Source organism: Rhodopseudomonas pseudopalustris (genome assembly GCF_900110435.1).
Classification (GTDB): Bacteria; Pseudomonadota; Alphaproteobacteria; order Rhizobiales; family Xanthobacteraceae; genus Rhodopseudomonas; species Rhodopseudomonas pseudopalustris.
Map to the genome: position 1 here is coordinate 331948 of NZ_FODT01000007.1, position 9596 is coordinate 341543.

Annotated in this window: 11 protein-coding genes and 2 pseudogenes; 5 read left to right on the top strand and 8 right to left on the bottom strand. The window is 64.6% G+C overall.

The features are described from left to right. Positions 1 to 87: 87 nt before the first annotated feature. Both BMY71_RS15900 and BMY71_RS15905 read left to right on the top strand, forming a co-directional pair. Positions 88 to 909: a helix-turn-helix domain-containing protein gene (locus tag BMY71_RS15900; protein ID WP_092684985.1), complete on the top strand. Its 822-nt coding sequence runs from the start codon at positions 88 to 90 to the stop codon at positions 907 to 909. 72 nt (positions 910 to 981) lie between these two features. Next, positions 982 to 1647, top strand: a complete 666-nt coding sequence (locus BMY71_RS15905) for a DsbA family oxidoreductase (protein WP_092684987.1) — start codon at positions 982 to 984, stop codon at positions 1645 to 1647. 64 nt (positions 1648 to 1711) lie between these two features. Here BMY71_RS15905 and BMY71_RS15910 read toward each other — a convergent pair. Further along, positions 1712 to 2871 (bottom strand): annotated as a pseudogene (locus BMY71_RS15910) (GNAT family N-acetyltransferase). Between the two features lie 267 nt (positions 2872 to 3138). Here BMY71_RS15910 and BMY71_RS15915 point away from each other — a divergent pair. Next, the gene (locus BMY71_RS15915) at positions 3139 to 4608 is read left to right on the top strand and encodes a caspase family protein (RefSeq protein WP_092684989.1); all 1470 of its coding nucleotides are present in this window, start codon (positions 3139 to 3141) and stop codon (positions 4606 to 4608) included. A gap of 46 nt (positions 4609 to 4654) precedes the next feature. Here the strand turns inward: BMY71_RS15915 and BMY71_RS15920 are convergent, their stop codons facing one another. Continuing rightward, complete coding sequence (locus tag BMY71_RS15920) at positions 4655 to 4894, bottom strand: PilZ domain-containing protein (RefSeq protein ID WP_092684991.1); 240 nt, start codon at positions 4892 to 4894, stop codon at positions 4655 to 4657. Positions 4895 to 5043: 149 nt separating this feature from the next. Then, positions 5044 to 5508: a PaaI family thioesterase gene (locus tag BMY71_RS15925; RefSeq protein ID WP_011502141.1), complete on the bottom strand. Its 465-nt coding sequence runs from the start codon at positions 5506 to 5508 to the stop codon at positions 5044 to 5046. 307 nt (positions 5509 to 5815) lie between these two features. Here BMY71_RS15925 and BMY71_RS15935 point away from each other — a divergent pair, with 307 nt between their 5' ends. Continuing rightward, complete coding sequence (locus BMY71_RS15935; protein WP_092684995.1) at positions 5816 to 6103, top strand: hypothetical protein; 288 nt, start codon at positions 5816 to 5818, stop codon at positions 6101 to 6103. A gap of 265 nt (positions 6104 to 6368) precedes the next feature. Further along, positions 6369 to 7055 (top strand): Crp/Fnr family transcriptional regulator, encoded by a 687-nt coding sequence (locus tag BMY71_RS15940; RefSeq protein ID WP_092684997.1) that lies wholly within the window; start codon positions 6369 to 6371, stop codon positions 7053 to 7055. A gap of 220 nt (positions 7056 to 7275) precedes the next feature. Here the strand turns inward: BMY71_RS15940 and BMY71_RS25460 are convergent, their stop codons facing one another. The 5 genes and pseudogenes from BMY71_RS25460 to BMY71_RS24440 form a co-directional block, all read right to left on the bottom strand. Further along, positions 7276 to 7410 (bottom strand): hypothetical protein, encoded by a 135-nt coding sequence (locus tag BMY71_RS25460; protein WP_283804818.1) that lies wholly within the window; start codon positions 7408 to 7410, stop codon positions 7276 to 7278. Between the two features lie 268 nt (positions 7411 to 7678). Next, the gene (locus BMY71_RS15945; RefSeq protein WP_011502145.1) at positions 7679 to 8038 is read right to left on the bottom strand and encodes a hypothetical protein; all 360 of its coding nucleotides are present in this window, start codon (positions 8036 to 8038) and stop codon (positions 7679 to 7681) included. Between the two features lie 592 nt (positions 8039 to 8630). Further along, a complete protein-coding gene (locus BMY71_RS24940) occupies positions 8631 to 8771 on the bottom strand; it encodes a hypothetical protein (protein WP_011502146.1) in 141 nt (46 codons plus the stop codon). 194 nt (positions 8772 to 8965) lie between these two features. Next, complete coding sequence (locus tag BMY71_RS15950; protein WP_049760677.1) at positions 8966 to 9388, bottom strand: response regulator; 423 nt, start codon at positions 9386 to 9388, stop codon at positions 8966 to 8968. Positions 9389 to 9518: 130 nt separating this feature from the next. Continuing rightward, positions 9519 to 9596 (bottom strand): annotated as a pseudogene (locus BMY71_RS24440) (IS5/IS1182 family transposase); the annotation flags it as partial.

The following is a 9596-nucleotide window of genomic DNA, read 5'->3' on the forward strand; positions in this document are numbered from 1 at the left end:
GATCACCGGAAGATGACCACCTTCGCCGCCGAGTTCGATTACCTCGAAGGTCATGGAAGCTGCGAAGCGCGAATGCTAGTTTGGGGCATGACCACGATCATCTCTTCCGCCAAAGCGTCCGCCGGTGCGCAGCCGGTCCGCGTCGGCGATTACTTGCGGCAATGGCGGCAGCGCCGCCATCTCAGCCAGCTCGATCTCGCGGTCGACGCGGAGATTTCCGCGCGGCATCTGTCGTTTGTCGAAACCGGCCGCGCCGCGCCGTCGCGCGACATGGTGATGCGTCTGGCGGAGCGGCTCGACGTGCCGCTGCGCGAGCGTAACGTGCTGCTGGTGGCGGCGGGTTTCGCGCCGGCGTTTCCGCAACGGACGCTCGATGATCCGGCGCTCACGGCCGCGCGCGCCGCGGTCGATCAGGTTTTGAAGGCGCATGAACCCAGCCCGGCCCTCGCGGTCGACCGGCATTGGAACCTGGTATCGGCCAATCGCATGGTGATGCCGATTCTGGACGGCATCGCGCCGCATCTGCTGGCGCCGCCGCTCAACGTGTTGCGGCTGTCGTTCCATCCCGACGGGCTCGCGGCGCGCACCGCCAATCTCGGCGAATGGTGCGCGCATCTGCTGGAGCGGCTGCACCGGCAATGCGAGGCGACCGCCGATCCGCAACTGCTCGCGTTGTATCAGGAACTGAAGACCTATCCGGTGCCGGCCCGCGCCGCGCCGATTTCGGCGGATGCGGTGGCGGTGCCGTTCAAATTGAAGCGCGGCGGCGAGGTGCTGAGTTTCATCTCGACCACCATGGTGTTCGGCACGCCGATCGACGTCACGCTGTCGGAGATCGCGATCGAGACGTTCTTTGCGGCCGACGACGCCACCGCGGCGCGGCTGCGCAGCATGGCCGCGAGCCTCTGACGTCTTGCGCGGCGTTGCCGCAGGCCTATCTCTGTGAGACCGTCCGGCAAGGGAACGACGAAGGAGGCGCCGATGAGCGCGATCAGGCCGTTGAAGATCGATGTCGTGTCCGATGTCGTTTGCCCGTGGTGCTACATCGGCAAGCGCCGCATCGAGCAGGCGCTGGCGCTCGCCCCCGATGTGCCGGTCGAGCTCAACTACCGGCCGTTCTTCCTCAATCCGTGGGTGCCGCGGGAAGGCATCGAACGCGACGAATACCTCACCAAGAAATTCGGCTCGCCCGAGCGCTACAAGGAGATCGCGGGCCGCGTCGTCGAGGTCGCCGCGCAGGAAGGGCTCGACTATCATCCGGACCGCGTGCAGCGGCAGCCGAACACGATCGACTGCCATCGGCTGATCCATTGGGCCGAGGCGATCGGTCAGGGGCCCGCGATGAAGCAGCGGTTGATGGAATTGTATTTCCGCGACGGCGGCGATCTCACCGACACCGAGGTGCTGGTGCAGGCCGCGGCCGATGTCGGCCTCGACGCCGCCGAGGTGCGCGCCAGGCTCGCGACCGACGCGGATATCGAGCTGATCTCGGGGCAGGCGGAGGAGGCGGCCGAGAAGGGCATCTCCGGCGTACCGACCTTCGTGTTCGCGCAGAAATACGCGGTGTCCGGCGCGCAGGACCCGGCGCAGCTCGCCAAGGCCATCCGTCACATTTCGGCGGAGATCAACGCCGAGGCGGCGGAGTAACTCTCGGGTTTTCGAGCGAAGAGGATCCCGGTTCGCGTGAAGAAGACGCGTCAGATACGAGAAGTTAGCGTTTGAGCAACCGCTTCGCCGTCTGCCGCAGCGCCTCGCGGGCGCGGAGTGCGCGTGTGATCGGGCCGAACAGCGGATCGAGCGGACGCAGCGGGATCAGTAGGTCGCCGACGGCGAAGCGCCCGCGCCAGATCGGATCGATCATCGGGTGATCCGGGCTCGCGGTGGAATCCGCCATCGTGATCGCGGGATCGGCGCACAGATGCCGCGTCAGCTCCAGTGTCAGCAACACGCCCGGCGAATAGCGCGCGAAGCTCTCCGCGATACCGAGCTTGAAGAAATAGGCGCGGTCGCCGTGCCGCAACACGATGCCGGCGGCGATCGCCGCGTTGCCGGCGTGCAGCAGCGCGATTTCGCAGGCGTTGCGCGTGGCGAGCGCCGTCGCCGCGCTACGGAGCCGAGCCGCCAGTTCGGGCTGGTGCAGCAAAGCTGTTCCCCGGCGACCTTTCCAGCCGCTGGCTTCGAGCGCGAGAAACACTTCGTAGGCCTGCGCCACCGCGTCGGGCGTGCGCGCCACGGTGAAGCGTACCTCGCCGTGATCGCCGAGCCGGCGCATCAGCCTTCGATATTCCTTCAACCGTTTGCCGCCGAGCGCGTCGCGCAGCAGCTCGTCGGCATCGCTCGTGGCGTCGAGGCAGGCGCGCGACCAGCCGCGCAGCAGCACCGGCGCCAGGCCCTCTGCCGCAGCGGCGCGCGAAAACACCTGGACGGCCTCGCCGTCGCGCGCGACGTCGCGGAGCAGCAAAGCGCGAGCGCCCGAAGCCCGCGCCTGTGCGATCATCACGGCGGCGGCGCGGTCGGCGGTGTCATGGTCGAGCAGCGGCGTATCGAGCGAGCGAAACGGATCGGCGGCGACCAGCACCGGCAGCGGCAGCCGGAAGCCATGCCAGGCCGAGAGCACCGGCAGTAATCCGGGAGTGCGCCGGCTGTATCATGCGCCGTCAGCGCACGTGTCACCGCGCGGGCACGCCGGTCGCCATTGGCGGCGATGGTCCATTCCGGCAGGTAGTAGGCATTCGGTTCGATCGCCCGGCCGGCGAGGTCGCGCCATGCAGCGCAATCGATCTCGGCGATCAGCGGCAGCGCGGCACGTGCCGTCGCGGCGCCGCCTTGCTCGGCGCGTGTGATCGGCGATGAACTCGAAATGTCGACCACGTCCACCCCTTCCCGCGCGAGCGCGCAGCCGCGAGTCACGCGGCGCGCTTGTGCCGGTCGGAAAGTAACTTAGAGATCCCGAGATTGAGTGAGTTCCGCAGACCATTTTAGGGGGTATTATTAACCGCGGCTTGCCGGCGCGAGCGGCCGGGCGCGGCGCCGGTCCGTTTTTTGAGGTTCGGCGTGCAATTGCCACGGGCCGGTGGTGAACCCGCTTGTGCTGGCGACCGACCAACAGCGGGAATTGATCAAGGAAAGGACGGGCCGATGTTGCGTGCGATGCTGTGGAACGCGGCGCTGGCGGCGACGATGCTGCTCGGGACGGAAGCGGCGCTGGCCGAAAGCCGCGTTGCCCTGGTGGTCGGGCAGTCGGCCTATCGCGCGGTGCCGGCGCTGCCCAATCCGGTCAACGACGCCAAGGCGATCGAGAAGCTGCTCGGCGACGCCGGCTTCGAGGTCACCGCCGCCAACGATCTCAGCCAGACCGAACTGCGGCAGATGGTCGGCGATTTCGCCGCCAAGGTTGCGGCCAAGGGGCCGGACACCGTGGCGCTGATGTTCTATGCCGGCCACGGCATCCAGGTCGACGGCGAGAACTATCTGGTGCCGGTGGACGTTGATCCGAAACGCGAGGCCGACATTCCGCTGCAGGCGGTCCGGCTCAACGACGTGCTCAACACCCTGACCTCGGTGCCGACGCGGACCCGGATCATCATGCTCGATGCCTGCCGCAACAATCCGTTCCCCGAGATCAAGAAGATCACCGGCCAGGGGCTGGCGCTGGTCGATGCCAAGACCGGAGCGCCCGGCACCTTCCTGTCGTTCTCGACCTCGCCGGGCGCCGAAGCCGAAGACGGCGGCGGCGCCAACAGCCCTTACACGGCGGCGCTGCTGAAGGCCGGTCGCGAGAGCGGTCTGCAGATCGAGGACACCTTCAAGCGGGTGCGGCTGGCGGTCAATCAGGCCACCTCCGGCCGGCAGACGCCGTGGGAAAGCTCGTCGCTGGTGGATGATTTCCGCTTCTTCGGCTCGGCCGAGGACGGCATCAAGCCGGAGAAGAAACGCACCGTCGAGGAATGGAAGGCCTTCCTGAAGGGTAAGCCGATCGAACAGGCCAACGAGCTTATCGTCTCCGACGGTTCCGGCGACGCCTACGAGGCGTTCGTGTCACTGTATGCCGAGCCGCCGCTCGGCACCGAGGCGAAGCGCTGGCTCGACCGCTTTCGCCAGATGCAGGCCTGGAACCGGGCGGTCCTCGCCAACAGCGGGCCGGCGTATCGGTCCTTCCTCGACCAGTACCCCGACAGCGACCTGACCCCGACCGCGAAAAAGCTCGAAGAGCGGCAGCGCAACAAGCCGGTGCCCGCGGTGGCGATCCCGGCCGCCACGCAGGCCAGCCTGACGCCGCCGGCGATTCAGGCCGCGGCAACGGCAACCTGCCCATGCAGCACGCCGCCGGCGATCGACAAGAAGATCGACAAGACCAAGCCGAAGCGGGCCGAGCGCGCCGAGCCGCCGAAGCGCACGGCCGTGAAGCCGCCGCGCGAGCGGGTGTATTACGAAGACGACGTGGAGGATGTGGTCGTGGTGCGGCGTCCGCCGCCGGTCTACTACGATCCGCCGCGCGGCCCGAGCATTTCGATCGGCGGCGGCATTCGGGGTGGGGGCTACGGTGGCGGCTACGGCGGTGGACCGAGCGGCGGCAATGGCGGGCGGATCGGCGGCGGCCGCTACTGATCTCAGCGCAATGCGGTCGACGAAGGCGAGCCACGGCTCGCCCGTTTTACTGGAAGGCGACGCCGATGCGCCGGGCGGCGACCCATACCGGGCGGCAGCGGTGTTTCACCTTGTCGGTCTCGATCACCAGCACGAATTCCTCGGGCAGGGCGACCGGCGCTTCGACGTCGATCCGCGCCCCGGTCGCCGACAGATTGCGTATGGTGCAATCGAATCCCGCACCGCTGAATGCGATCGTTCCGCGTTTGAACACCCTGTGGCGCGGCGCGCCTCGTCGTTCTGTCATCGCCGTTGTCCGAGCTTACCGTCGATGGCTGCGAACATCGCGCATGCGAATTACAAACGGCTGAACGCGATCACCGCGCCCGGCCGGTGTCGCTTTACACTTCGTTTACCAAACGCCCCTGCACCGGGGGCGTCCGGGGCCGGCCCCGTTCAAAGCATCGCGAACGCGCTCGACACCATCGCCACCGGCTTGCCATCGGCCGCGCTCAGCAGCGTCACCCGGCCGAAGCTCATGGTGCGCCCGAGCCGCACCACCCGCGCGTCCGCCAGCACGTCGGACGAGGCGACCGCTTTCAGAAAATGTGTGGTCTGATCGACCGTGGTCATCGGCCTGAAGCCGCGATTGGCGGCCAGGATCGCGATCACCATCGCGGTGTCGGCGAGAGCCATCAGCGCCTGTCCGCAGACGATGCCGCCGCTGCGGCAGAGCCGATCCGAGAACCCCATTCGCAGCGTCGCGCCGGGCTGCCAGTCGCCGCCAGCACCGGGCGGCGGCGCGGTCTCGATCGCATCCACCGTCAGGCCGAGATCGAGCACCCAGGGCGCGAATACATCGCTGAGCGTGCGCCTCGCGTCGTCGAGGCCAAAATCCGTGGTTGTCCCGCTCTCCGGCATGTGGTCTCCCGTTCCTTGTTTTGTACGTCGCCGTACGGAGCTTGCTCCGACCGGTCGTTCCGGTGAGCGGACCCGATTCGGGGCGGCTTGAAAACGCCACGGTCGTTCCCTTAAGGTCCGGCAGTTTTTGTGGGGTGGCGTATGGTCAAGCGTTCGGCTCTGATTTTCGGCGTGGTTGGTGCGGCGATCCTTCTCAACGGCTGTACCAAATGCGGTCCGATCTGGGAGGATTGGACGCAATCGCCGAAGTCCTGCAGGTCCGAGCGTCCCTAATGCCGCGACCGTCATGCACGCGAAGGAGTTTCGAATGAAGTTGTTGCGCGGCGTCGCCGTGAGCGTCCTGTTGGCCGGGCCGGCCTATGCGCAGGGCATGCCCAACGTCAATCTCGTCCCCGAGATCCAGCACAAGACGCCTGAGGAAAAGGCTCAGGACGCCATTCGTGAGAAGGCCTACCGGGAATCGCTGCGCAAGATTCCCGACGCCAAGGCGTCGAACGATCCCTGGGGCGATGTGCGTAGTGGCGACTCCTCCGCGACCCCCAAGGCCAAAACAGCGACGACCAGACAGAAGAAAAACGGCTCCGCCGCGGAATAGAGTAGGATGACTTGTCTTCGAACTGTCATCCCGCTCCAGGTGCCCGTTGAGCATGATCATTTCTGAAAACCGGCGTCTACTTTCGGTATCATGCGCTAATACAAGCTGGTAAGTGCGCCAGGTCTGAATGGCGTGATCAAAACGGCACAGATTTTTATCCCGAATTGATGTTGAAGGACAGTCGCGGCGAGTGTTTCGCCGTGAGGCTGTGCGACCGCCGTGGGTAACGGCCCGGTTGGTCGTTTTCGATTGCGGGACACGACGTGTGAATTCATACGAGGCGGCGTTCGATTCCAAGGCGTTTCTTGGTAGCGCTGGGCCGGGCCGGGCCGTCCAGCAGTTCCGCAAGAATCAGGCGATATTTGCGCAGGGCGACGAGGCCGAGAGCGTGCTGTTTCTGCAGCGCGGTCGGGCCAAGCTCGTGGTGATGTCCGAGCAGGGCAAGGAGGGCGTGGTCGCGATCCTGCAGCCCGGCCAGTTTTTCGGCGAGAGCGGATTGATCGGCCGCCGGCGCTTGTCGACGGCGGTGGCGCTTGAGGACTGCGTCGTCACCACGCTTGCAAACACCATGCTGATCTCGACGCTTCAGCGCGAGCCCGGCATGTGCGAGTTCTTCCTGACGCATCTGTTGAAGCGCAATTGCAGGGTCGAGGAAGACCTGATCGATCAGTTGTTGAACTCGAGCGAGAAGCGGCTGGCGCGGCTGTTACTTCTGCTCGCTGATTTCAGCGCCGGCGATACGGCAAAGTCGCTTCCGGTCGATATCAGCCAGGAGACGCTGGCCGAAATGATCGGCACCACGCGCTCGCGCGTCAGTCACTTCATGAACAAGTTTCGCAAACTCGGCTTCATCAACTACAACGGCCATATCGAAGTATATCCGTCGCTGCGAAGCGCGATCGCGCCGGACAAGGCGCGGTTGCCGGACGGCGAGGCGCGTAGCTCCGGTTAGAGCATGATCCCGAAAAGTGGGTGCCGGTTTTCGGACAAGATCATGCTCAAACCCCGAGCATGATGGCGATTTCGATTTTCTGATTTGGCGCGAAATCCAGGACGACGCGGACCGGGGCCAGAGCTTTTCCGGTTCTGATCAAATCAGAACCGGACCTCTAACTTTCTGTTCTGACGCGTTTTCTTCAGGCGAACCGGTTTCCGCTTCGCTCGAAAACGCTCTAGGACTTGTCGCCGAGCAGCTTGCCGTCGGCGCGGTTGACGAAATGCACTTGCGTGCAGGCCGGACAGCGCACCAGTTCGAACGTCGATGCCGCTTGAGGGTGTTCCTCAGCGACCCATGCCTGAACCTTCATGGCGGTCCGCGGGCATTTATAAATCACATGCGACATCGGGCGGGGCCGGGGGCTTCCTCGAACTTTCCAGCACAATCGCCGGCCCCGGCTTCGATCATTTGATTTGAATCAATAAGGTATTTATATACCGCGAAATTGATCGGTGATCGCCGCTTGTATCGCGTGCGTGCTCACTGCCGCGGTAGCCGGATGCGGGGGGCTGCTCAAATCGTTGGCGGGTGGCAAGAGCCGCCCTCCCGGGGCAGCCCTTGTCGATTCGTCTGAGCGGTTACTTGCGCGCGCAGCTCAGCACGATGCTGGTCGAACTCGGACCGCAGCGCGCGGTCATCACGCCGTTCTGGACGCTGATCGAGTCGCTGAACTTGGCGGACGCGTTGCCGACGCAGAGCGCCGAAACCAGTGTCTCGCCGCTGTCGCAGGCCGACGGGCAGCCGTTCGACGAGCACGAGGTCGACGCCACCGTGCGGATGCTGGTGGCGGAGGCGCCGTCCTTGCCGGGAGGGCCAGGAGGGCCGGCCGGTCCCTGCGCGCCCTGTTCGCCCTTCGGGCCGGGCGTTCCCAGGCCGGTATCGCAGCCGGCCAGCGCGATGGCCGCCGTCATCATCACGATCAAAGTTCCGAGACGCATTCCCACACTCCCTCTGACAGACGACCCGAGCGTTTACCTTCGGGCCCATGCGAGCGACTGACGTCGCCCCTCCTTCGCCGTGCGCACGATCTTTGCAAAGCGACGGGTCACTCGTCGCGCAACGGCAGCGGCGGGCCGGATCTCGCGGGCCGCTGCCGGAGACACAATACCTAGGTCATCAGCGATTGGAAAATGTTGTGATGGCGTAAGACTAACGGATGGCACAATGAAGATGAATGGCGATGGTGAGGGCGCTCGGCGAGGCGAATTTTGCGGTGCGCTTCGCGCAGACCGCTGTCAGCGGAACGTGCGCCAGAGTGTCGCGCCAATTTAGCACAGAGCCCATCAGCAGAACGAAAGAGAGCCCCGAACGAGGCCATGTTCGGGGCTCCCCGTCAGCGTCGGAACTCCCCACCTCTAGAAAGTTCGGCAATGACGAGGCTTAGGCTATCCGCGAGCCTTCGCGCCGCATTGCGTGGAATCAAATACCACTAAGTTTCAAAGGTCGGTCGACTGCATCATCCGTATTGGAGCCCAATCGGATTGGAGCATAACTGGCACTAACTTTGCCGTGCGCAGCTGATAGCTGCCGTCACGTCTCGCCACGACCGGATTGCTCGCGCGTCAGGTTGGCGATCAGCTGTACCAACACCCGGCGGCGCTCCTCATCGTGCGTTTCCGCCAGCAGGCGCCTGTACAGCTTCAGGTTTTCCTCGCGAAGAAACTTGTCCAACTAAGTCCCCGTTTCATTGAGGTCCTGAATCAGCCGGTCTCGGAGGTTGGTTCCGAACGATGGTAATGTCACTGATTTTTAAAAATAAACCGGCTGCGATTGGCTGTCGATCCGAAGCTGCCTCCGATGACGCAAGCAAGATTCCGGATAGTGTCAGGAAACAGCTGACGCGCTGACGGATATCGACACGGATGTCATGTGTTCGGAGACGCGCCCGCATTGGGGGTGTTGAGGAGCTGCGTGACGGCGGCAACCACCTGCGATGGCGCGAAAGGCTTGGTCAGCAGGATACTGTTGGGAACGCCGCGGGCCGCCCACTCCGCAGCGCTGTCGCCGGTCATGTAAACGACCGGGAAGGCGGGATCGATTTCGCGAACGCGGCGTCCGACCTCCCAGCCTGGCATCCGGTCGCGGCCGAGATTGACATCGGTCACCAGTCCGCGAAAGCGATCGCCGTCCGTGAGCAGATCAACCGCTTCCTCGCCCGAGGATGCGATCACAGCTTCGAAACCACCTTCTTCGAGGGCTTCCAGCACGATGCTCTGGATCATCGGATCGTCTTCGACGACCAGAATGACGATCGAATTATCCAAGGCGTACCCCCGCCGCAGGTGCATCTAAAATGCGCAATGACAAGTCGCATTGGCCCCGGAAGTTCCCCGGAGTGGCATAATACCGAAATTGGGGTGGGCATGATTCCATTGGTGGATGGCCGTTGCGATCGGACACGCTAGGTGGTGTGGACACTTATCGCATCCATAAGATGATGGCCGCGAGGGTGACGACGGCGAGGAAGTTTCGGGCGGTCTTTTCGAAGCGGGTTGC

Excerpts from the sequence above, each read along its gene's own strand:
- BMY71_RS25460 (WP_283804818.1), bottom strand. The coding sequence starts at position 7,410 with ATGAAGGTTCAGGCATGGGTCGCTGAGGAACACCCTCAAGCGGCATCG.
- BMY71_RS15915 (WP_092684989.1), top strand. The coding sequence starts at position 3,139 with ATGTTGCGTGCGATGCTGTGGAACGCGGCGCTGGCGGCGACGATGCTG.
- BMY71_RS15920 (WP_092684991.1), bottom strand. The coding sequence starts at position 4,894 with ATGACAGAACGACGAGGCGCGCCGCGCCACAGGGTGTTCAAACGCGGA.
- BMY71_RS15935 (WP_092684995.1), top strand. The coding sequence starts at position 5,816 with ATGAAGTTGTTGCGCGGCGTCGCCGTGAGCGTCCTGTTGGCCGGGCCG.
- BMY71_RS15925 (WP_011502141.1), bottom strand. The coding sequence starts at position 5,508 with ATGCCGGAGAGCGGGACAACCACGGATTTTGGCCTCGACGACGCGAGG.
- BMY71_RS15900 (WP_092684985.1), top strand. The coding sequence starts at position 88 with ATGACCACGATCATCTCTTCCGCCAAAGCGTCCGCCGGTGCGCAGCCG.
- BMY71_RS15905 (WP_092684987.1), top strand. The coding sequence starts at position 982 with ATGAGCGCGATCAGGCCGTTGAAGATCGATGTCGTGTCCGATGTCGTT.
- BMY71_RS15950 (WP_049760677.1), bottom strand. The coding sequence starts at position 9,388 with ATGCACCTGCGGCGGGGGTACGCCTTGGATAATTCGATCGTCATTCTG.
- BMY71_RS15945 (WP_011502145.1), bottom strand. The coding sequence starts at position 8,038 with ATGCGTCTCGGAACTTTGATCGTGATGATGACGGCGGCCATCGCGCTG.